The sequence below is a fragment of the Caulobacter sp. GW821-FHT10F06 genome, from assembly GCF_058809215.1.
Genome location: NZ_JBXASK010000011.1, coordinates 136,767 through 158,172, shown reverse-complemented (window position 1 = coordinate 158,172; position 21,406 = coordinate 136,767). Strand labels below are relative to the sequence as shown.

Below are 21,406 nucleotides of genomic sequence, written 5' to 3'. Positions count from 1 at the left end.
GGGATCCGTGGAGAAGCCGAGACCTCCCACATGCCTAACGCTCGTGAACCAAGACTTAATATCTTGAAAGAACACGGCTTTATAATGAAACCGCGACCTTAAGCCGCCGAATTGGGCGCCTTTGGCCTCATGACCAGCCACGGGGTCGGTCCAGCCCGCCACTCCCAGCACGCCAGCATCATGTCCAGGTGGCTGCGGCCGGTCAGCTGATCGGGCAAATCCGCCTTCTCGATGCTGGGGTCCAGCCGCCGGATGTCGTGGGTGGCGGCGAACCGCTCCATCACCCGCTCGGTGACGCCCGCGCGATGGTCCGGATGGGTCTCGACCACGAGGTTGAAGCCGGCGAGGGCCGGATAGAGGTCGGGCCGCAGGAGATCGTCCTCGAAGCCTTCGGCGTCGATGAACACCAGCACGCGACCCTTGTCCCTAAAGGTCTCGAAGTCCTCGCCGCGAAACTCGCCGCGCACGATGACCTGGTCGGCGACGCCATTGGCCTCGGCCAGCAGGCCGCAACGCCGGCGGGCGGTCTCGTCGATGTCGTAGGCGTTGATCACCGCGCCCGGCATCAAGCGCGCCAGGCCGACGGCGTAGTAGCCCTCGGCGCAGCCGATATCGATCACGTGATCCAGCCCCGCCTCGGCGAAGGCCATCAGATCGGGGTGCAGCTCGCGCTCATAGACGCCCAACAGCCTGGGCAGCAGCGCGCCCTCGGCGGCGTTGACCACATAGTCCATGCCCTTGAAGGGACCGGACCGCACCAGCAGGTTTTCGTTCGCCAGGGTGTTGACCCACAGCCGAGTGCGCCACTTGACGCTGTTCATCAGAGCTTTGCCGAGCAGCTCCGTCTCGGACATTTGGTCGGCGTTGGCCACCAGCTCGCGGAGCTTGGCCACATGGTCCGAGGTCAGACCCATCTTCACTCCCGATTGAACGCCCGGGGAGCCAATGCGGAACCCCGGAAAGGGTTCCCGGACGTTGCGACTTTTTTCCAGCCGGGAACATCGTCGGACGGCGAGCACCGATCGCGCAACGAAAAAGGCCCGGGATCGCTCCCGGGCCTTTCCGTCAGTTCAGGTCGTCAAAGCCTATTCGGCGTCGGCGAGGGCGATGGCCTCGGGCAGAGGCTCCATCGCATCTTCGCGCTGCTGGGCCAGCTGCTCGTCGCGCTTGGCGGCGACGCGCTGCAGGCTGCGCAGGTAGGAACCCGTACCCGCGGGGATCAGGCGACCCACGATGACGTTTTCCTTCAGGCCTTCCAGGGTGTCGGTCTTGCCGTGCACCGAGGCTTCGGTCAGGACGCGGGTCGTTTCCTGGAACGACGCGGCCGAGATGAAGCTCTTGGTTTGCAGCGAGGCCTTGGTGATGCCGAGCAGCACCGGCTGGGTCGTGGCAGGGCGGCCGCCGCGAGCGATGGCCTTGTCCTGTTCGACGTAGAACTCGGGCTTATCGAGGTGATCGCCCTTGATCAGGCCGGTGTCGCCGGGCTCGAGGATCTCGACCTTTTGCAGCATCTGACGAACGATCGTCTCGATGTGCTTGTCGTTGATCGGCACGCCCTGCAGTCGATAGACCTCCTGGATTTCGTCCACGAGGAAGTTGGCCAGGGCTTCGACGCCCAGGATGCGCAGGATGTCGTGCGGATCCGGGTTGCCGTCGATGATGTACTCGCCGCGCGCGATGAAATCGCCATCGTGCACCGCGATGTGCTTGCCCTTCGGGATCAGGAATTCGACCGCTTCGGGCTGGTTGCCGTCGGCGTCGATTTCCGGCGTGATCTTGATCCGGCGCTTGTTCTTGTAGTCCTTGCCGAATTCGACACGGCCGTCCATTTCCGCGATGACCGCGCAGTCCTTGGGACGGCGGGCTTCGAAGAGTTCGGCGACGCGCGGCAGACCACCGGTGATGTCCCGGGTCTTGGCGCCTTCGGTCGGGATCCGCGCGATGACTTCGCCCGGCTTGACCATGTCGCCGTCGGCCACCGAGAGAATGGCGCCGACCGACATCAGGTAGCGAGCCTCGCCGCCGTTGGCGAGACGGACATAGGCGCCGTCTTCACCCAGCACGCCCATGGCCGGACGCAGGTCCGACGCGCGGGCCGAGGTCCGCCAGTCGGCGATCACGCGTTGCGCGATGCCGGTGGCTTCGTCGGTTTCCTCGCGGACGGAGAAGCCGTCCACCAGGTCTTCGGCGCGGATGCGACCGGCGACTTCGGTGATGATCGGGGTGGTGTAGGGGTCCCAATCGGCCAGGCGCTGGCCGCGCTTGACCTTATCGCCGTCCTTGATCTTCAGGCGCGCGCCGTACGGCGGCTTGTAGTTCTCGCGTTCCTTGCCTTCGACCAGGACGCTGACGGCGGTGTTGCGGCTCATGACGACCAGCTGGCCGTCCGAACCGACAACGGTCGCGCCGGTGACGCGGACCGTACCGTCGTTGCTGCTTTCGAAGAACGACTGCTCGGCCACCTGGGCGGTGCCGCCGATGTGGAAGGTCCGCATCGTCAGCTGGGTGCCGGGCTCGCCGATGGATTGGGCGGCGATGACACCGACCGCTTCACCGATGTTCACCGGCGTACCACGGGCCAGGTCGCGGCCGTAGCAGGCGCCGCAGACGCCGATCTTGGCTTCGCAGGTCAGGACCGAGCGCACCTTCACCGACTGCACCGCAGCGGCTTCGATGGCGTCGGCCATGTTCTCGTCGAGATAGGTGTCGGCGGGAACGACCAATTCGCCGGTCGCCGGGTCCTTGATGTCCTCGGCCGAGAAGCGGCCCAGGACGCGGGTGCCCAGCGAGACGAGGACGTCGCCGCCCTCGACGACGGCGCGCAGGGTGATGCCCCGCGTGGTGCCGCAGTCTTCCTCGACGATGATGCAGTCCTGCGCCACGTCGACCAGACGACGGGTCAGATAGCCCGAGTTGGCGGTCTTCAGCGCGGTGTCCGCGAGGCCCTTACGAGCGCCGTGGGTCGAGTTGAAGTATTCCTGAACGGTCAGGCCTTCCTTGAAGTTCGAGACGATCGGGGTCTCGATGATCTCGCCGGAGGGCTTGGCCATCAGGCCGCGCATCCCGCCGAGCTGCTTCATCTGGGCTTGCGAACCACGAGCGCCGGAGTGGGCCATCATGTAGATGGCGTTGATTTCCTTCTCGCGGCCGTTCTCGTCCTTATGCTTCATCTGAAGCTCGGCCATCATCTCGTCGGCGACGCGGTCGGTGGCCTTGGCCCAGGCGTCAACGACCTTGTTGTACTTTTCACCCTTGGTGATCAGGCCGTCGGCGTACTGTTGCTCGTACTCTTCAGCCAGGGTGCGGGTTTCGGCGACGATCGCCTCCTTCCGCTTCGGGATGATGATGTCGTCCTTGCCGAAGGAGATGCCGGCCTTGGCCGCTTCCTTGAAGCCCAGGCCCATGATCTGGTCGGCGAAGATCACCGTCGCCTTCTGACCGCAGTGGCGGTAGACGACGTCGATCAGGTTGCCGATTTCCTTCTTGGTCAGGGCCTTCTCGATCAGTCGGTGACCGATCGCGGTGTGACGCGGCAGCAGGGCGGCGATCTTCATCCGGCCCGGCGTGGTGTCGATCACGCGACGACGGATGACGCCGTCGGCGTCCATTTCCGTGAAGCGCGACTTGATCTTGGCGTGCAGGCTGACGACGCCGGCGTCCATGGCGGCTTCGATTTCGCCGAGGTCGGCGAAGATCTTGCCTTCACCCGGCTCGCCGTCGCGGGCGACCGACAGGTAGTACAGACCCAGGACGATGTCCTGCGACGGCACGATGATCGGGCGACCGTTGGCGGGCGACAGGATGTTGTTGGTCGACATCATCAGGACGCGCGCTTCCAGCTGGGCCTCGAGGCTCAGCGGGACGTGAACGGCCATCTGGTCGCCGTCGAAGTCGGCGTTGAAGGCGGCGCAGACCAGCGGGTGCAGCTGGATGGCCTTGCCCTCGATCAGCTTGGGCTCGAACGCCTGGATGCCCAGACGGTGAAGCGTCGGCGCGCGGTTCAGCAGGACCGGGTGCTCGCGGATCACCTCTTCGAGGATGTCCCACACCTGGGGCTGTTCGCGCTCGACCATGCGCTTGGACTGCTTGACGGTGCCCGACAGGCCCTTGGCGTCCAGGCGCGCGTAGATGAACGGCTTGAACAGCTCCAGAGCCATCTTCTTGGGCAGGCCGCACTCGTGCAGCTTCAGGTCCGGACCCACGACGATGACCGAACGGCCCGAATAGTCGACCCGCTTGCCGAGCAGGTTCTGACGGAAGCGGCCTTGCTTGCCCTTCAGCATGTCGGCCAGCGACTTCAGCGGACGCTTGTTGGCGCCGGTGATGACGCGACCGCGACGGCCGTTGTCGAACAGGGCGTCGACCGACTCCTGCAGCATCCGCTTTTCGTTGCGGATGATGATGTCGGGCGCGCGCAGCTCGATCAGGCGCTTGAGGCGGTTGTTGCGGTTGATGACCCGGCGATAGAGGTCGTTCAGGTCGGACGTGGCGAAGCGGCCGCCGTCCAGCGGCACCAGCGGACGCAGTTCCGGCGGGATGACCGGAACCACCGTCAGGACCATCCACTCGGGACGGTTGCCGGACTCCGAGAACGCCTCGAGGATCTTCAGGCGCTTGGAGAACTTCTTCTGCTTCATGTCCGACGGGTTGCCGGCCAGCTCTTCGCGAAGCTTCTCGGCTTCCTTGTCGAGGTCGATCGCCTTGAGCAGGTTCTGGACGGCCTCGGCGCCGATCTCGGCGGTGAAGCTGTCGTCGCCGTACTCTTCCTGGGCGCGCATGTAGTCGTCTTCCGACAGCAGCTGGTGCTGCTTCAGCGGGGTCAGGCCCGGCTCGGTGACGATGTAGTATTCGAAGTACAGGACGCGCTCGATGTCCTTCAGCGGCATGTCGAGCATCATGGCGATACGCGACGGCAGCGACTTCAGGAACCAGATGTGGGCGACCGGCGAGGCCAGTTCGATGTGGCCCATGCGCTCGCGACGGACGCGGGCCAGGGTGACTTCAACACCGCACTTTTCGCAGATGATGCCCTTGTACTTCATGCGCTTGTACTTGCCGCACAGGCATTCGTAGTCCTTGGTCGGGCCAAAGATACGGGCGCAGAACAGGCCGTCACGCTCGGGCTTGAACGTGCGGTAGTTGATGGTTTCCGGCTTCTTGATCTCACCGAACGACCACGAGCGGATCTTTTCCGGCGAGGCCAGCGAAATGCGGATCTGGTCGAAGGTCGGAGCGGCCTGGACCGGATTGAAGATGTTCAGGACTTCCTGGTTCATCTTGGTTCCTTCTGCGGGACTTCCCGCGAAAATTCTTGAGATACCGCCCCGTCCTTAGACAAGCTCAGGATGAGGGCTACTGCGACGCTGGTGAAATCCTCATCCTGAGCTCAGTCGAAGGACGAGGATTTCACCGCACCGCGTTTATGAGTTCTCGAGTTCCACGTTCAGGCCGAGCGAGCGCATTTCCTTGACCAGCACGTTGAAGCTTTCCGGGATACCGGCTTCGAACGTGTCGTCGCCGCGGACGATCGACTCGTAGACCTTGGTCCGGCCGGCCACGTCGTCGGACTTCACCGTCAGCATTTCCTGCAGGGTGTAGGCCGCGCCGTAGGCTTCCAGAGCCCACACTTCCATTTCCCCGAAGCGCTGACCGCCGAACTGGGCCTTACCACCCAGCGGCTGTTGCGTGACGAGCGAGTACGGACCGATCGAACGGGCGTGGATCTTGTCGTCGACCAGGTGGTGCAGCTTCAGCATGTAGATGTAGCCGACCGTGACCGGACGCTTGAACTGATCGCCGGTCTGGCCGTCGAACAGGATCGACTGACCCGAGCGGTTCACGCCGGCCATTTCGAGGTGGTCCTCGATATCGCTCATGCGCGCGCCGTCGAAGACCGGGGTGGCGATTGGAACGCCCTTGCCGAGGTTCTTGGCCAGTTCGATCAGGCCTTCCTCGGTGTCCGGCAGTTCCTCGTCCGGGCCGTAGATGTCGGTCAGACGCTCGACCAGGGCCTGCTTCTGACCGCCGGCCTGCCAGTCTTCCAGAAGGGCGGTGATCTGCTTGCCGAGATTGGCGCAGGCCCAGCCCAGGTGGGTTTCGAAGATCTGGCCGACGTTCATGCGCGAAGGCACGCCCAGCGGGTTCAGAACGACGTCGACGTGCGTGCCGTCGGCGAGGAACGGCATGTCCTCGATCGGCAGGATGCGCGAGATGACGCCCTTGTTGCCGTGACGGCCGGCCATCTTGTCGCCGGGCTGAAGCTTGCGCTTCACGGCCACGAAGACCTTGACCATCTTCATCACGCCCGGGGGCAGTTCGTCGCCGCGCTGCAGCTTGTCGACCTTGTCTTCGAAGCGACGGTCCAGACGCTTGCGGTTCTCGTCGAACAGACGACGCAGGCTTTCCAGTTCGCCCATCGCCTTCTCGTCCTCGAGGGCGATCTGCCACCACAGGCCGGGCTGGACTTCAGCCAGGCCCTCGGCGGTGATCGCGCCGCGCGACAGGCCCTTGGGGCCCGACAGAGCGACGTTGCCGATCAGCAGTTCGCGCAGGCGACCCGAGATGTTGCGGTTCAGGATCGCGAATTCGTCGTCGCGGTCCTTGCCCAGACGGTCGATCTCGGCGCGTTCGATGGCCAGGGCGCGTTCGTCCTTGTCGACGCCGTGACGGTTGAACACGCGCACGTCGACGATCGTGCCGGCGACGCCCGGGGGCAGCCGCAGGCTGGTGTCGCGAACGTCCGAAGCCTTTTCACCGAAAATGGCGCGCAGCAGCTTTTCTTCCGGCGTCATCGGGCTTTCGCCCTTCGGCGTGACCTTGCCGACCAGGATGTCGCCCGGCTGGACTTCGGCGCCGATCGCCACGATGCCGGCTTCGTCGAGGTTGCGCAGGGCTTCCTCGCCGACGTTCGGGATGTCGCGGGTGATTTCTTCCGGACCCAGCTTCGTGTCGCGGGCCATGACTTCGAATTCCTCGATGTGGATCGAGGTGAAGACGTCGTCACGGACGATGCGTTCGGAGATCAGGATCGAGTCTTCGAAGTTGTAGCCGTTCCAGGGCATGAACGCGACGAGCGCGTTGCGGCCCAGGGCCAGTTCGCCCAGCTCGGTCGACGGACCGTCGGCGATGATGTCGCCGGCGCTGATCTTGTCGCCCACCTTCACCAGCGGGCGCTGGTTGATGCAGGTCGACTGGTTCGAACGCTGGAACTTCGACAGACGGTAGATATCGACGCCCGAACGGGCGCTGTCGGTCTCTTCCGTGGCGCGGACGACGATACGGGTACCGTCGATCTGCTCGACCACGCCGGTGCGCTTGGCCACGACCACGGCGCCGGAGTCGCGGGCGACCACGGCTTCCATGCCGGTGCCGACCAGCGGCGCGTCGGACTGCACCAGCGGCACGGCCTGACGTTGCATGTTCGAGCCCATGAGGGCGCGGTTGGCGTCGTCGTTTTCAAGGAAGGGGATCAGGGCCGCGGCCACCGACACGACTTGGCGCGGCGACACGTCCATCAGGTCCACCTGTTCCTTCTGGAGCAGGGTGGGTTCGCCGTTGATCCGGCCGGGGACCAGGTCCTCGACGATCTCGCCGTTGGCGACCTTGATGTTCGATTGCGCGATGACGTGCTTCGACTCTTCCATGGCCGACATGTAGACGACCTCGTCGAGCGGCTTGCCGTCGGCGACGCGACGGTAGGGGCTCTCGATGAAGCCGTACTTGTTGACGCGCGCGTGCGTGGCCAACGAGTTGATCAGACCGATGTTCGGGCCTTCCGGCGTTTCAATCGGGCAGATGCGGCCGTAGTGGGTCGGGTGAACGTCGCGGACTTCGAAGCCGGCGCGCTCGCGGGTCAGACCGCCCGGGCCAAGCGCCGAGAGACGGCGCTTGTGGGTGATCTCCGACAGCGGGTTGGTCTGGTCCATGAACTGCGACAGCTGCGAGGAGCCGAAGAATTCACGCACCGAGGCCGCGGCCGGCTTGGCGTTGATCAGGTCGTGCGGCATCACGGTATCGATATCGACGGACGACATGCGTTCCTTGATGGCGCGTTCCATGCGCAGCAGGCCGACGCGGTACTGGTTTTCCAGCAGCTCACCGACCGAGCGAACGCGACGGTTGCCCAGGTTGTCGATGTCGTCGATTTCGCCGCGACCGTCGCGCAGGCCGACCAGCAGCTTCAGGACGGCCAGCACGTCTTCCTTGCGGAGCACGCGCATCTCGTCCGAAGCGTCCAGCTCCAGGCGCATGTTCATCTTCACGCGGCCCACGGCCGACAGGTCGTAGCGCTCGGCGTCGAAGAACAGCGACTTGAACATCGCTTCGGCGGCTTCGACGGTCGGCGGCTCGCCCGGACGCATGACGCGATAGATGTCGAACAGCGCGTCTTCGCGGACGGCGTTCTTGTCCACGCGCAGGGTGTTGCGCATGTAGGCGCCGACCGTGACGTGGTCGATGTCCAGCACGTCGATGGTGCTGAAACCTTGGTCGGCCAGGGCCTGGATCGAGGTGACGTCCAGCTCGTCGCCGGCCTCGGCGTAGATCTCGCCGTTCTCGAAGTTGACGGCGTCGCGGGCTAGGTAGCGGCCGGTCAGGGCTTCCGGAGCCAGCAGCAGGGTCTTCAGACCGTTGTCGGCCAGCTTCTTGGCCTGGCGGGCGGTGATCTTCGTGCCGGCCGGGGCGACTTCCTCACCGGTGTCGGCGTCGACCAGGGCGACTTCCGGCTTCACGCCGCGCCAGCGCTCGGGCTTGTACGGGGTGGCCCAGCCGTCGCCGCGCTTCTCGAACGGGACGACGTCGTAGAACGTCGTCAGGATCTCTTCGCCGTCCATGCCCAGGGCATAGAGGAAGGTCGTGGCCGGCAGCTTGCGGCGACGGTCGATGCGGACATAGACCACGTCCTTGGCGTCGAACTCGAAGTCCAGCCACGAGCCGCGATAGGGAATGACGCGGGCGGCGAACAGCAGCTTGCCCGAGGCGTGGGTCTTGCCCTTGTCGTGGTCGAAGAACACGCCCGGCGAACGGTGCATCTGCGAGACGATGACGCGCTCGGTGCCGTTGACGATGAAGGTGCCCTTGTCGGTCATGAGCGGGATGTCGCCCATGTAGACGTCCTGCTCCTTGATGTCCTTGACGGACCGGGCGCCGGTTTCTTCTTCCGTTTCGAACACGATCAGGCGCAGCTTGACCTTCAGCGGCGCCGCGAAGGTCATGTCGCGCTGGATGCACTCTTCGACGTCGTACTTGGGCTCTTCGAATTCGTACGAGACGTATTCGAGCACCGCGCGTTCATTGAAGTCCTTGATCGGGAAGACGGACTTGAAGACCGCCTCGATGCCTTCGTCGCGGCGTTGGCCCGGACGGACCTCGCGCTGAAGGAACTGCTCATAGGAAGAGCGCTGAACCTCGATCAGGTTCGGCATCTGCACAGCTTCGGGGATGCGGCCGAAAGACTTCCGGATCCGCTTCTTGCCGGTGAAGGATTGCGCCATGTTTTTTCCCTGGGCGCGGACGGACTCCGCGCGTGAATTTCGAATGCCTTAGCGTCCACCCTCGCCGTTCCCTCCTGGAGGGAACGCTGGACACTGGAATTCCCCTGTCGGGCGACCGGGATCGGAAGCCTGACGGGCGCCCCTTCGCGCAGATCGGAGGGCGGCTGACCGCGCCTCGGGGCGTTAGATGCAGACACGCGCGTGCGCGTTCCGCCGAAATGTCTTCGTGAACGGGCGGATATAGGCCAACGGAACGGCGATGGAAAGGGGGTTTATCAACAAAACCTTCCCCTGCCCGCTCAACCGTGTCGCGTCCTCACGCCGACCACAGCCCGATCGAGCCCTTTGGCCCTGCCAGCACGCCGGACTTGGGCCCGCTCAGGCGCGCGACGTTGAACGGCTGGGCGGAGACCCGCTCGAAGGGGCCGCCGTCGCGACTGACGATCGTGCCCGCCAAGCCGGTGGCCAGCACCGTGTCACCAACGGCGGCGATCCCCGACAGGTAGCCCGCCGGCGCGTCGACCGCCTCGAACGCATCGCCGCTGGGCGCCAGTCGCGCCAGGTTCACGCCTGACGCGGTCGGGTCCTTGTAGTCGCCGCCGCACACCCAGAGCTCGCCCCGCGGTCCGAAGGCCAGGGCGAAGGCTCCGCGTGTGGGCGCATCGGCCGGGATCGGCGCCTCGAACACCTTGAACAGCTGGCGGGCGCCGTCTCGTGACAGATAGACCCGCGCCCGGCCCGCGCCGCCGGTGCAGAACGCCGCCCGCCCCTTGGGCCCCAGCGCCAGGCATCCGTTGCTGGCCGCGAACGCCGCCTCGTCCTTGGCCGCCAGCGGCAGGGCCGTCTCGGGCGCCCGTGTCCAGCGCGCACCGCCATCCCGGGTGACGAGCAGGGTGAAGCGTCCTTCGGTCGGATCACCCAGGATGAAGCCCGAGCGCTGGTCCGGCGCGAAGACCAGAGCATCCCAGAACCCTTCGGGATCCTGGTTGGTCATGGCCAGGGTCCAGTCGCGGCCGCCATTGCGGGTCCGCCACAGCTGCGAGGCGCCGCCCGGCCCGGCGCTCATCGCCAGCACATGGTCGGCGCTAAAGGCGTGCAGACCGCGAAAGTCGAGCGCCTCGGCCCCGCTTGGTCGCGACACCGTCAGCGCGCGCCCCTCGCAACGATAGAGCACGCCCTTCGACCCGGAGGCCCAGAAGCCGCGCTTGAACATAGACAGACCACGCAACTCGCTGTCCGCGCCAGGCGCGAGCAATTCGACATGACCGCCGCCGAGCGCCAGCGCGGGCGAGGCCAGGGCCGCGACCGTTCCGGCCAGCATCTCCCGACGATTGGAAACTGGAGATCGCATGCCGATTGACCGCCCTACAGCGCCAGCGCCGTCTCGATGGCGGCGCGCAGCTGACGATCCGAGACCGGCTTGAACAGCACACCGGCCGGATGATCCAGCGCGATGCGGTCGATCGTGGCCTGCTCGCGCGAGCCGGTGATGAAGATCACCTTGGAGCCGACGTCGTGATGGATGGTCAGGGCCGCGTCGACGCCGTCCTTCTGGCCGCGCAGCCGCATGTCCATCAGCACCACGGCCGGACGATGCTGGCGGGTGAGAGCGATAGCGTCGTCGGCCGTCGCCGCCGTGGCGCAGACCTGCAGGCCCATGTCCTCGACCTGCAGGCACAGCCCCTCGGCGATCAGGAATTCGTCGTCGACGACCAGCACGGTGTTTTGCAGTTCGCTCATGTCGACGCGGGTCCCGGCGCTCGTATCTCGGTCCGCACACCGTTCTCACGGTTCGTGGCGATTGTCCCGTCCAGCTGCCGAACGAGGCCGGCGATGATGGTCGAACCGAGCGAGGCCCCGGCGTCGGCGTCGAAGCCCTTGCCGTTGTCGGCCACCACCAAGGTGATCCAGCCGTCGGCGCCGCGCTCCAGCACCACTTCGATCTCACCCCGGCCGTCCGGAAAGGCGTGCTTGAGCGCGTTGGTGACCAGCTCGGTGACGATCAGGCCCAGCGGAATGCCGAGGTCCAGCCCCACGGTCAGCGGCGCGGCGCGCACCGAAAGACTGACCTCAGGCGCGCCGCCGCTCTGCAGAACGTTCCGCGACAGCTCCTCCAGGAACGGCGCGATGTCGAAGGTCTCAAGGTCATGCGATTCCATCAGCTGGTGATGAACCAGGCCCAGGGCGAAGACTCGGCTCCGCATCGCCGCCAGAGCCTGCTTGGCGTCGGGATCGGGCAATCGCCGGGCCTGCATCACCAGCATGCCGTCGATGATCTGCAGGTTGTTCTTCACCCGGTGATAGACCTCGCGCAGCAGCAGGTCGCGCTGGGCGAGGGCCTTGGTGCGCTCGCTCAGGGCCTGGACCAGCTGGGCGTTGACGGTCTCCAGCTCGGCCGTGCGGGCGGCGACCAGCCGTTCCAGCGACGCGGCCGACGGCAGGGCGACCGCCTTGGGGATCAGCAGCCACAGAAGGCCGGCGGTGGCGATCGACAGCACCGCCGTGATCGCCTTGATCACGCCCTCGACGCCATAGGCCGGGTACCACAGCGTGACGATGGCCCACAGGTGGGTGGTGCCGCAGGCCAGGATGAAGCCGACGAACAGATAGGCCACCCATCCGTACTGCAGGTCGGACCGGCGCTTGATGAACGAAGCGATGGCCAGCGGGATCGAGAAATAGGCCAGGCCGATGATGCCGTCGGCGATCACGTGGGTCGCCACCAGGCCCGGCGCCCAGCTCAGGCAGAAGCCATGAGGCGTGAGCCCCGAAGGGTTCATCAGCCAGTCCCAGATCGTCATCGACGACACTCCCCCGCGCCCCCACCAAGCGCGAGTGTCGACCGTGCGACAAAGCCGGTCCGTTCGCAACGGACGATGGTCGAGACAGGCCGGCCTCGCCGCCCCCGGCTTGGCGTCAGGTCTTGCGGACCGCCTTGGCGACCAAGGACACGCCCGCCCCGATCAGGCAGATGAAGAAGGCGATCTTGGCCAGGCCGCCGGCCACGTCGACGACGAAGCCGAGGACGCCGAAGATGATCATCAGAACGAGCAGGACGCCGGCGAGCTTGAGCATGTCGGGGAAACGCGGCGCGTGGCGGTCGGTTGCCTCGCCAGGCCCGCCCAAAAGAAAACGGCCCCGGAGGTTTCCCTCCAGGGCCGCTCTTTAGGTCGTGATCCCCAGGCCGAGGCCGGGGAAAACTCCAATCGCCGAAGCGAGTGGAATTCTTACTTCACGGTGACCTTGGCGCCGGCTTCGGTCAGCTTCTTGGCGACTTCGTCGGCTTGAGCCTTCGAGACGTTTTCGACGACGTTCTGCGGAGCGCCTTCGACCAGGTCCTTGGCTTCCTTCAGGCCGAGGTCCGGACGGACGCCGCGGACTTCCTTGATCACGTTGATCTTCTTGTCGCCACCGTCCGTCAGGACGACGGTGAATTCGGTTTGTTCTTCGGCGGCTTCAGCCGGAGCAGCGGCGGCGGCGGGGCCGGCGACGGCGACCGGAGCGGCGGCCGAGACGCCCCACTTTTCTTCCAGCAGCTTGGAGAGCTCAGCGGCTTCCAGGACCGACAGGGTGGACAGTTCTTCAACCAGCTTTTCGAGCTTGGACATGTTCAGTTCCTATAACGAATGAGGGATGTACGCGGAGATGACCGGTTACGCGGCGTCTTTGGTCGCATAAGCGTTGAAGACGCGCGCCAGTTGGCCAGCCGGGGCCTGCAGGACGCCAGCGATCTTGGTCGCCGGAGCCTGGATGAGGCCGATGAGCTTGCCACGGATCTGGTCGAGCGACGGCAGCGTGGCGAGAGCCCGCACCGCGTTTTCGTCCAGAACCGTCGTCTGGCCCAGGATGCCGCCGACGAGCTTCAGCTTGTCGTTTTCCTTGGCGTACTGGGTAACGATCTTGGCGGCGGAGACAGGATCCTTGCCGAAAGCGATGGCGACCGGGCCGGTGAACAGGGCATCGCCCTTTTCGCCGATCGAGCCGTCCAGAGCCTTCTGGACCAGGGTGTTCTTCACCACCTGGAACGTGCCGTCTTCCTTGCGGAGGCGAGCACGAAGTTCAGTCATTTCCGCAACGGTCATGCCCGAATAGTGGGTCACGACGACAGCGCCGGCGCCGGCGAACACGCTTTTCAGCGCCTCGATCGACTCCTGCTTTTGAGCGCGGTCCATTGCGGTCTCCTACTCAATTACAGCGGCCGGACCATTCCGGCAGCCAAACGCCACGAACGTGCGGGATCGCTCCCGCATGCGAGTGACATCAGCCTGTTCCAAGGAAAGTCAGCCGCGCGTCCCATCCGTTGCAGGAGGAATTGCGTGGGCTTGTCCATCCCTGTCTCCCGACGGCGAGGAAGGGCTCTTCCTCGATTATGGCGTTGGTGACCCCACGCCCCGCTGTTCACAAACAGGTCTCCGTCGGGCGAACCCAATGGAGAAGGCGCGGCGTATAGACGGTTTGGGGAAGGATTTCAACCGCTCGCCGCGCGATAGGGCGTCAGGCCGTTCCCAGCCGGCCCTTCACCGCCTCCAGCCCTGCCCCTGCCCCTGCCCCTGCCCCATCGTATCGGCGTCGGCGGCACGTCGGCCGCCCAGATGGCGCGGCAGGCGCTGAAAGTCGCTGGCAATGCAAGCTTCCCCTTCTCGCGGCCGCGCTTTTCTGGATTATCGCCCGGACCTGAGAACAAGGACGGGGCCGCCATGAACCTCAAGCTGATCGCCGGGGCCTGCGCCCTGCTCCTGAGCGCGCTGACCGTCGCTCCCGCCTTGGCCGAGCCCCTGGTCCCGCCGGTGCCCCGCGCCGTGGTCGCCGATCCGGCGCGCGATCCCAAGACCCCGGCCGACATGGCCGCTTTCACGGTCCCGACCGGCGGCGTGGGCGTCAACGCGCTGATGTACCTGGCCTCGGGCGACCAACCGCACCCGACGATGCTGTTCCTGCACGGCTTCCCCGGCAACGAAACCAATATCGACCTGCTGCAGGCCGTGCGCCGGGCCGGCTGGAACGTGCTGAAGATCAACTATCGCGGCTCGTGGGGCAGCCCGGGCAAGTTCAGCTTCGCCAACGCCCGCGCCGACGGCGAGGCGGCCGTCGCTTTCCTGCGCGACCCGGCCAACGTCGCCAAGTACCGCATCGATCCCGCTCGCATCGTCGTGGCCGGCCACAGCATGGGCGGCTTCATGGCCGCCGACGCCTCCGCCGCAGAGCCCAAGGTCGCCGGAACGGTCCTGATCGACGCCTGGGACATCGGCAAGGAAGCCGCCCAGATCACCGGTCCCGAGGCCCGCAAGGCCGCCGCCGAGGCCATGCGTCCCGACACCCTGCCGCTGGCCGGAACCAGCGCCGAAGCGCTGATCGCCGAGATCCAGGCCGACACCGCCAAGCTCGACCTGGAAGCGCTCAGCGCCAAGGTCTCGGACCGTCCGTTGCTGGTGATCGGCGCCGAATTCGCCGGCGCGCCGACCAGCCGCAAGCTGGCCGCCGCCGCCCGCGCCGCCGGGGCCAAGGCCCTGACCGAAACCTACATGCCCACCGATCACAGTTTCTCGGACGCCCGCATCGCGCTGGAGGCCGAGGTGATCCGCTGGCTGGGCCGTTTCGAGCCGGCCTCGGCCAAGCCAGCCGGCGCCCGCGTGCCGCTGACCGCCGCCTATGACCCTCAGAACCCCTTCGCCCGGATCATCCGGGGCGAGTTGCCGGCCTACAAGATCTACGAGGACGACCGGGTGCTGGCCTTCATGGATCGCGCGCCGATGGAGCCCGGCCACGTGCTGGTGATCTCCAAGACCTCCAAGGCCCGCAACCTGCTGGACGTGGACCCCAAGGACCTGGCGGCGGTCATGGCCGTCGCCCAGAAGGTCGGCCAGGCCGAGGTCGACGCCCTGGGGATCGACGGCTTCATGGTCATCCAGAACAACGGCGTCGGTCAAAGCGTGCCGCACCTGCACGTCCATGTCATTCCGCGCGTCGCCGGCAAGCAGGCCTATCTGGTCGACAACAAGCCGGCCGATCCCAAGGATCTGGAAGCCATGGCCGCCAGGCTGCGGGCGGCGATCAAGCCCTAGCCCAGACTGGCCAGCGCCTGTTTCGCCGCCGCCACGCCGGTCGCGAAACAGGCCTGCAGCAGGTAGCCGCCGGTCGGGGCTTCCCAGTCCAGCATCTCGCCGGCGACGAACACGCCCGGCGCGCCCTTGAGCGCCAGGCCGTCAAGGCTGTCGAACGTCAGACCGCCCGCCGACGAGATCGCCCGGTCCAGCGGCTGGACGCCGGTCAGACTGATCGGCGCAGCCTTGATCGCCTTCGCCAGGGCAAAGGGCTCGGCCGGCAGATCCAGACCGTGGGCCTCGCGCAGCAGGTTGACCTCGACCGGCGACAGGTGCGCGGCCTTGCGCAGGACGTTCGCCAGCGACTGGCCGTTGCGCGGCTTGGCCAGCCTGGCCGCCAGGGCCTCGACGGAAAGGTCGGGTCGCAGGTCGATCTCGACGACGGCCCGCCCTGTCGCCACGATGGCCTCACGCGGCGCCGCGCCCAACGCGTAGACCGCGCCGCCTTCCAGGCCATAGACGGCGATCATCGCATCGCCCCGCGCCGTGACCTCGCCGAGGCTCAACCCGACGTTCTTCAGCGGCTCGCCCGCGAAACGGTCCTTGAACACCGCGCTCCAGGCGACGTCGAAACCACTGTTGGCGGCGGCGAACGGCGCGACCGCCGCGCCCCGCGCTTTCAGCAGCGGAGTCCAGCCGCCGTCCGAGCCGAGCTTGGCCCAACTGGCGCCGCCCAGGGCTAGGATCGTCGCGCGAGGCCGTACGACCTCGACGCCGTCCGGTGTGTGGAATTGCAGCGCGCCGTCCTCGGTCCAACCGCGCCACTCGGCTCGGATCCTCAGCGAGACGCCCTGCCCCTCCAGCCGCGCCAGCCAGGCGCGCAGCAGAGGCGAGGCCTTCAGCGCCTTGGGGAACACCCGGCCGCTGGACCCGACGAAGGTCGCCTGCCCCAGCCCCTCGGCCCAGGCGATCAGATCGGCCGGGCTGAAAGCCTCCAGCATCGGCCGCAGGGTCGGACTGGCCGCGCCATAGCGACCCACGAACCGCGCGAAATCCTCGGAATGGGTGAGATTGAGTCCGCCGCGCCCCGCCATCAGGAACTTGCGCCCGAAGGTCGGCATCTTCTCGAACACCGCCACAGATCGCCCGGCCGCGCTCAAGACCTCGGCCGCCATCAGCCCGGCCGGCCCGCCGCCGATCACGGCGACGTCGAGCGTCGGCTCGGCGCTCACGCGGACTCGATGTCGGTCAGGGAAAAGTCGTCGCCCTTGAACAGCAGCGGCACGCCGTGCGTCTTGGCGCAGGCATAGGCGAAGCAGTCGCCCAGGTTCAATTTCGCGGGATGCACGCCCTTGCCGAAGCGAGCGTGGGCTTCGAGGGCCAGAGCCTGCTCGTTCGCCGCAATGGGAACCGACACCGCGCCGAAGATCCATTGCAGATCCTGAAGTCTCCTGGCGGCTTCCCCCTGACCATGACCGGTTGCACGCGTGACGGCTCGCACGGTTTCCCAACCGGCGATGGCGGATGTCAGGACGATGGGCGCGTCAGCCAACTTGGCCCTGAAAGCTTCGGCTTCGGGCTCTTCCAGCAGCATGGCCGTCCAGGCCGAAGCGTCGATAAACATTATTCGTCGTTCAGGCTGTCGAAGAAGGCCTTGTCGGCCTTCAACCCGGTGCGCGGCCAGCTGGCGACCTCGGCGCAGATCGCCCGGGCCTTGGCCAGCTTCTCCTCCCGCGCCTTCTCCCGCGTGGCCAAGGCTTCGGCCGCCGCCAGCTTCACCGCTTCGGTGATACCGACATGCGCCTTTTCCGCCAGTTCACGCACCAGCGCATCGGTTTCGGGATCTCTGATGTGAAACGCCATGGACCGCCTCCGTCTAGCCGAAACATAACACCGGCTAGCCGACCTCACAACGCGGCGCCAAAACGCAAAACGGGCGCTGGATCGCTCCAGCGCCCGTTCCGATAGTCAGAAGCTTTTGAAGGCTTAGGCGACGGTCGAGGTGTCGACCTTGAAGCCCGGACCCATCGTCGAGGACAGGCCGATACGCTTCACGTAGATGCCCTTGGCGCCGGTCGGCTTCGAACGGTTCAGGGCTTCGATCAGCGCCTTGACGTTGACCAGCAGGGCTTCGTCGGTGAACGAAACCTTGCCGATGCCAGCGTGAACGATACCGGCCTTTTCGACGCGGAACTCGACGGCGCCGCCCTTGGCGTCCTTCACGGCTTGGCCGACGTTCGGGGTCACGGTGCCGACCTTCGGGTTCGGCATCAGGCCGCGCGGGCCCAGCACCTTACCGAGGCGACCGACCAGGGCCATCATGTCCGGGGTCGCGATGACGCGATCGAAGTCCATGAAGCCGCCGGCGATCTTTTCGTACAGGTCTTCGGCGCCGACGTGCTCAGCGCCCGCCGCGGTCGCTTCGGCCGCCTTGGCGTCCTTGGCGAAGACGGCGACGCGGACGTCACGGCCGGTGCCCGAGGGCAGGTTCACGACGCCACGGACCTGTTGGTCGGCGTGACGCGGGTCGACGCCCAGGTTGACCGAGATCTCGACGGATTCGTCGAACTTGGCCTTGGCGTTGGCCTTCACCAGAGCGATGGCGTCGGCGAGGGCGTGGGTGGCGTCACGGTCGCCGGTCCAGGCCTGAATGCGCTTGGGTTGCTTAGCCATGATCTTAGGCCTCCACGATCTTCAGGCCCATGGCCTTGGCGGAGCCTTCGATGATCTTGGCGGCGGCCTCGATGTCGTTGGCGTTCAGGTCCTTCATCTTCTTCTCGGCGATGTCGCGCAGCTGGGTGCGCGTCACTTCGCCGACGGTCTCGCGACCGGTCAGCTTGGCGCCCGACTTCAGGCCGGTGACCTGCTTCAGGTAGTGCGTCGCCGGCGGGGTCTTGGTGACGAAGGTGAACGACTTGTCTTGGTAGACGGTGATGACGGTCGGCAGGGGGGTGCCCTTTTCGACGTTCTCGGTGCGCGCGTTGAACTCCTTGCAGAAGCCCATGATGTTGACGCCGCGCTGACCCAGAGCCGGGCCGATGGGGGGCGAAGGCGTGGCCGAGCCAGCCTTCACCTGGAGCTTGATATAGCCCAGGATCTTCTTAGCCATGATATCCTCTCGTGAGGGCTGACGCCCTCGCTGGTGAGCCGTGGTGCGGGCTTGGCGTCCCTTCCACGGATTTGAATTCGCCGGTCTCGAACCGATAACGACGAACACGCCCCGGGACGGTGTCCTGGAGCGAGGCGCGGCGTGTAGCAGGCGGACGGGAGAGAGTCAAAGCCGGCTCCCTCCCGTCGCGACGTCCTAGTAGCGATAGGACAGCGTCACCCCGGTCTTCCGCCGATCGCCCAGGATCGGGATATAGGTCGTTCCGCCGGTCACCAGCAGCAGGAAGGCGCTGGAGACATATTTCTCGTCGAAGACGTTGTCGGACCAGAGCTTCAGGTCGAAGGCGCCCTTGGTCACGCCCAGCGACAGATCGGCGACGGTGCGGTCGGCGATCTTTGCCAGGTTGGTCGGATCCACATACTGCTCGCCGACATAGGACGCGGTCCCGTGGGCGTAGACCGCGTAGCCGTTGGCCAGGGCCCGCTGGTAGTCGAAGCCCAGATGTCCGGTCCAGCGGGGCGAACGCTCAAGCGACTTGCCGCTGATATCGCCATTGGCCGCGCAGACCAAGCCGTCGCAATAGGTGGCGGTGGCGCTGGCGGCGAAGGCCTTGGAGATCACCCCGTCGCCGTACTGGGCGTCGTTGTAGCTGGCCGAGCCGTGGACGGTCCAATGGCGGCTGGCGCGCAGGGCCGCGTCCAGCTCGAAGCCGGTGGTCTCGGTGGAGCCGAGATTGCCGGTTACGGTCGTGGTCGACGCCGCCGGAGCGGCCACTCGCCGCCCCTCGGTGATCTGGATGTCCTCGGCCTCGATCCGATAGACGGCGGCGTTGACGGTCAGCCGGCGATCCAGGAACTGGTTCTTGGAGCCCAGTTCCACCGTGGTGTTGGTCTCAGGCTGATAGGAGGCCTGCGACTTGTCGTAGAGCGTCGAGGCGTCGGCGACGTTGAAGCCGCCCGACTTCACTCCGCGCGCGGCCGACACATAGAGGCTGCTGGTCGGCGCGATCTTCCAGGTGGCCGTGGCGCGGGGCGTGAAATAGTCGAAGTCGGTCTTGGCGCGGGCGGCCGCGGGATAGCGGTCGGCGATCTCCTGCGCCTCATGGGTCTGGCGCGCTTCCAGCGACACCTTCCAGCGCGGGAAGTCGGCCTCGACCAGGCCGAACACCGCCTTGATCGTCGTGGAGGTCGTGCTGTCGGCCTGGAAGGCGACGCCCGACAGGGCCCTTGTCGCGGCCAGGGGTCCGGACGTCTGGGCGGTCGCCGCGCGTGACTGGTAGCGCGTGATGTCGTCGGTCGTGGAATAGTAGCCTCCCAGGAAGGCCCGGAACGGCCCCTCCCCGTCGAAGGTCACCCGCGCCTCGTGCGACTGGCCGACGATCTCGCCGTTGCCGGACAGATCGAACAGGTTCGAGCCCGCCAGGCCGAACAGCCCCGCGAACAGACCCGTATAGCCCGTCGCCTGGTTGCGGGCCGAGACGCCGCCGCCCTGGAAGCCGGCGTCGGTGCGGCCGTAAAGATAGCTCAGCGTCGTCGTCTCATTGACCTTCCAGTCGGCGGCGGCCGTGAAGACCGTGCTGCGCACCGCCCCGCCGCTGCTTCGCGGATCGATGATCAGTCCCGGCGCGCGCGTCTCGCCGGCCACGATCACCGGCTGGGTCGGCAGCGTGCCGCAATAGAGCTTCCGCGCGCCCGCCACCGTCGAGCAGTTCATCGTGTTGATGCTCTCCAGCACGCTCTGGCTCAGCGTGTAGCTGGCCGCGGCTTCCTGGTCGCGATGGGTGTCGGAATAGGTCAGCGCCAGGGTGAAGGCCTCGACCGGCTTGAAATCCAGCGCCGCCAGGAAGCCCTTGGCGGTGTAGCCGCCCAGATGGCCGTCGGTCTTGCCGCCGGCGTTGGCCTGCGGGTGGCTGTTGATCCAGCCGCCGTCATAGGAGCCGTAGGTTCCCGCCACGCGCGCCGTCAGCTTTTCGCCGGCGAGCGGTCCCGACAGGCTGACGAGATACTGGCGATAATCGTCCGCCCCGAAGGCGGCCGAGGCCTTGGCGGTCGGCGTCTGGCTGGGCCGTTCGGTGACGAAGTCGACCGCGCCGGCGAAGGCGTTGCGACCGAGCGCCGCCGACTGCGGGCCCCGCAGCACCTCCACCCGGGCAAGATCCAGGAAGTTGGCGTCGACCTGGTAGCCCTTCTGCAGATAGACGCCGTTGTAGAAGGCCGCGACGTTCTGCACGGGGTTGGTCAGGCGGGTCTGGCTCTGGCCCCGGATCACCGGCGTGCCGAACGGGCCGCCATAGTTCTCGAAGGCTAGGCCCGAGGTCTGCGCGGCCACGCCCTTCAGGTCGTCGATCCCGCGCGCCTCCAACTGGCGGCCGGTCAGCACGCCCACCGAGACCGGCGCGTCCTGGACGTTCTCCGACAGCTTGCGGGCGGTGATCACCACGGTTTCGACCGCCGTGACGTCGCCGGCCGGAGCCGCGACCTGGGCGGCGGCGGGCGTGGCGACGAGCAGCGCCGCCCCGGCCAAGAGCCAAGTCCTGTTCATGCATCCCCCTTCGCCCGCGTTCAGGGAGGCGGCGCCTCCGCGGGCCGAGGAGAAGTGAGAAATGGGAAGTTCAGGCGTGGTCGGACAGTTTCGGACTTGATCGACCTTCGGTTAGAAAGTTCGATCCTGCCCGCCTGGGAAGAGTGAGAGCCCGAATAACGACCACACCCTGTCATCCCGGGCGAAGACCCGGGACCGCCGGACACTCCGAGCTTTCCGGCGGT

At 66.4% G+C, this 21,406-nt stretch carries 16 protein-coding genes; 1 reads left to right on the top strand and 15 read right to left on the bottom strand.

Annotation, left to right across the window (positions count from 1 at the left end):
* Positions 1 to 98: 98 nt before the first annotated feature.
* The 9 genes from AC1RUS_RS21805 to rplJ all read right to left on the bottom strand — a co-directional run bounded on the left by AC1RUS_RS21805 (position 99) and on the right by rplJ (position 13,663).
* Positions 99 to 914: a class I SAM-dependent methyltransferase gene (locus tag AC1RUS_RS21805; protein ID WP_492918721.1), complete on the bottom strand. Its 816-nt coding sequence runs from the start codon at positions 912 to 914 to the stop codon at positions 99 to 101.
* A gap of 171 nt (positions 915 to 1,085) precedes the next feature.
* The gene (gene rpoC / locus AC1RUS_RS21800; RefSeq protein ID WP_492918720.1) at positions 1,086 to 5,276 is read right to left on the bottom strand and encodes a DNA-directed RNA polymerase subunit beta'; all 4,191 of its coding nucleotides are present in this window, start codon (positions 5,274 to 5,276) and stop codon (positions 1,086 to 1,088) included.
* 144 nt (positions 5,277 to 5,420) lie between these two features.
* Positions 5,421 to 9,491 carry a DNA-directed RNA polymerase subunit beta gene (rpoB, locus tag AC1RUS_RS21795; RefSeq protein ID WP_492918719.1) on the bottom strand — a complete coding sequence of 1,357 codons (4,071 nt, stop codon included), beginning with the start codon at positions 9,489 to 9,491 and terminating at the stop codon, positions 5,421 to 5,423.
* Between the two features lie 316 nt (positions 9,492 to 9,807).
* Positions 9,808 to 10,842 carry a WD40/YVTN/BNR-like repeat-containing protein gene (locus AC1RUS_RS21790; protein WP_492918718.1) on the bottom strand — a complete coding sequence of 345 codons (1,035 nt, stop codon included), beginning with the start codon at positions 10,840 to 10,842 and terminating at the stop codon, positions 9,808 to 9,810.
* 14 nt (positions 10,843 to 10,856) lie between these two features.
* A complete protein-coding gene (locus AC1RUS_RS21785; RefSeq protein WP_492918717.1) occupies positions 10,857 to 11,231 on the bottom strand; it encodes a response regulator in 375 nt (124 codons plus the stop codon).
* The gene (locus AC1RUS_RS21780; RefSeq protein ID WP_492918716.1) at positions 11,228 to 12,292 is read right to left on the bottom strand and encodes a sensor histidine kinase; all 1,065 of its coding nucleotides are present in this window, start codon (positions 12,290 to 12,292) and stop codon (positions 11,228 to 11,230) included. The genes AC1RUS_RS21785 and AC1RUS_RS21780 overlap by 4 nt, the downstream gene beginning before the upstream one ends.
* 115 nt (positions 12,293 to 12,407) lie before the next feature.
* Positions 12,408 to 12,566, bottom strand: coding sequence for a hypothetical protein (locus AC1RUS_RS21775; RefSeq protein ID WP_492918715.1), 159 nt, complete (start codon positions 12,564 to 12,566; stop codon positions 12,408 to 12,410).
* A gap of 152 nt (positions 12,567 to 12,718) precedes the next feature.
* The gene (gene rplL / locus AC1RUS_RS21770) at positions 12,719 to 13,099 is read right to left on the bottom strand and encodes a 50S ribosomal protein L7/L12 (protein WP_492918714.1); all 381 of its coding nucleotides are present in this window, start codon (positions 13,097 to 13,099) and stop codon (positions 12,719 to 12,721) included.
* A gap of 45 nt (positions 13,100 to 13,144) precedes the next feature.
* Complete coding sequence (gene rplJ, locus AC1RUS_RS21765) at positions 13,145 to 13,663, bottom strand: 50S ribosomal protein L10 (RefSeq protein ID WP_492918713.1); 519 nt, start codon at positions 13,661 to 13,663, stop codon at positions 13,145 to 13,147.
* A gap of 525 nt (positions 13,664 to 14,188) precedes the next feature.
* Here rplJ and AC1RUS_RS21760 point away from each other — a divergent pair.
* Entirely contained in the window at positions 14,189 to 15,553 is a 1,365-nt protein-coding gene (locus AC1RUS_RS21760; RefSeq protein WP_492918712.1) for an alpha/beta fold hydrolase, read from the top strand.
* Here AC1RUS_RS21760 and AC1RUS_RS21755 read toward each other — a convergent pair.
* From AC1RUS_RS21755 to AC1RUS_RS21730, 6 genes are all read right to left on the bottom strand, one after another.
* Positions 15,550 to 16,764, bottom strand: a complete 1,215-nt coding sequence (locus tag AC1RUS_RS21755; protein ID WP_492918711.1) for a TIGR03862 family flavoprotein — start codon at positions 16,762 to 16,764, stop codon at positions 15,550 to 15,552. The genes AC1RUS_RS21760 and AC1RUS_RS21755 overlap by 4 nt on opposite strands.
* The gene (locus AC1RUS_RS21750; protein WP_492918710.1) at positions 16,761 to 17,156 is read right to left on the bottom strand and encodes a type II toxin-antitoxin system VapC family toxin; all 396 of its coding nucleotides are present in this window, start codon (positions 17,154 to 17,156) and stop codon (positions 16,761 to 16,763) included. The genes AC1RUS_RS21755 and AC1RUS_RS21750 overlap by 4 nt, the downstream gene beginning before the upstream one ends.
* On the bottom strand, positions 17,156 to 17,395 hold the full coding sequence (locus tag AC1RUS_RS21745; RefSeq protein ID WP_492048834.1) for a type II toxin-antitoxin system VapB family antitoxin: 240 nt from the start codon (positions 17,393 to 17,395) through the stop codon (positions 17,156 to 17,158). The genes AC1RUS_RS21750 and AC1RUS_RS21745 overlap by 1 nt, the downstream gene beginning before the upstream one ends.
* Before the next feature lie 123 nt (positions 17,396 to 17,518).
* Positions 17,519 to 18,205, bottom strand: coding sequence for a 50S ribosomal protein L1 (gene rplA / locus AC1RUS_RS21740; protein WP_492918709.1), 687 nt, complete (start codon positions 18,203 to 18,205; stop codon positions 17,519 to 17,521).
* Between the two features lie 4 nt (positions 18,206 to 18,209).
* Positions 18,210 to 18,641, bottom strand: a complete 432-nt coding sequence (rplK, locus tag AC1RUS_RS21735) for a 50S ribosomal protein L11 (RefSeq protein ID WP_492918708.1) — start codon at positions 18,639 to 18,641, stop codon at positions 18,210 to 18,212.
* Between the two features lie 195 nt (positions 18,642 to 18,836).
* A complete protein-coding gene (locus AC1RUS_RS21730; RefSeq protein WP_492918707.1) occupies positions 18,837 to 21,182 on the bottom strand; it encodes a TonB-dependent receptor in 2,346 nt (781 codons plus the stop codon).
* Positions 21,183 to 21,406 lie beyond the last annotated feature (224 nt).

Coding starts and splice junctions, on each gene's coding strand:
- AC1RUS_RS21805 (WP_492918721.1), bottom strand. CDS start 914: ATGGGTCTGACCTCGGACCATGTGGCCAAGCTCCGCGAGCTGGTGGCC.
- rpoC (WP_492918720.1), bottom strand. CDS start 5,276: ATGAACCAGGAAGTCCTGAACATCTTCAATCCGGTCCAGGCCGCTCCG.
- rpoB (WP_492918719.1), bottom strand. CDS start 9,491: ATGGCGCAATCCTTCACCGGCAAGAAGCGGATCCGGAAGTCTTTCGGC.
- AC1RUS_RS21790 (WP_492918718.1), bottom strand. CDS start 10,842: ATGCGATCTCCAGTTTCCAATCGTCGGGAGATGCTGGCCGGAACGGTC.
- AC1RUS_RS21785 (WP_492918717.1), bottom strand. CDS start 11,231: ATGAGCGAACTGCAAAACACCGTGCTGGTCGTCGACGACGAATTCCTG.
- AC1RUS_RS21780 (WP_492918716.1), bottom strand. CDS start 12,292: ATGACGATCTGGGACTGGCTGATGAACCCTTCGGGGCTCACGCCTCAT.
- AC1RUS_RS21775 (WP_492918715.1), bottom strand. CDS start 12,566: ATGCTCAAGCTCGCCGGCGTCCTGCTCGTTCTGATGATCATCTTCGGC.
- rplL (WP_492918714.1), bottom strand. CDS start 13,099: ATGTCCAAGCTCGAAAAGCTGGTTGAAGAACTGTCCACCCTGTCGGTC.
- rplJ (WP_492918713.1), bottom strand. CDS start 13,663: ATGGACCGCGCTCAAAAGCAGGAGTCGATCGAGGCGCTGAAAAGCGTG.
- AC1RUS_RS21760 (WP_492918712.1), top strand. CDS start 14,189: ATGAACCTCAAGCTGATCGCCGGGGCCTGCGCCCTGCTCCTGAGCGCG.
- AC1RUS_RS21750 (WP_492918710.1), bottom strand. CDS start 17,156: ATGTTTATCGACGCTTCGGCCTGGACGGCCATGCTGCTGGAAGAGCCC.
- AC1RUS_RS21745 (WP_492048834.1), bottom strand. CDS start 17,395: ATGGCGTTTCACATCAGAGATCCCGAAACCGATGCGCTGGTGCGTGAA.
- rplA (WP_492918709.1), bottom strand. CDS start 18,205: ATGGCTAAGCAACCCAAGCGCATTCAGGCCTGGACCGGCGACCGTGAC.
- rplK (WP_492918708.1), bottom strand. CDS start 18,641: ATGGCTAAGAAGATCCTGGGCTATATCAAGCTCCAGGTGAAGGCTGGC.
- AC1RUS_RS21730 (WP_492918707.1), bottom strand. CDS start 21,182: ATGAACAGGACTTGGCTCTTGGCCGGGGCGGCGCTGCTCGTCGCCACG.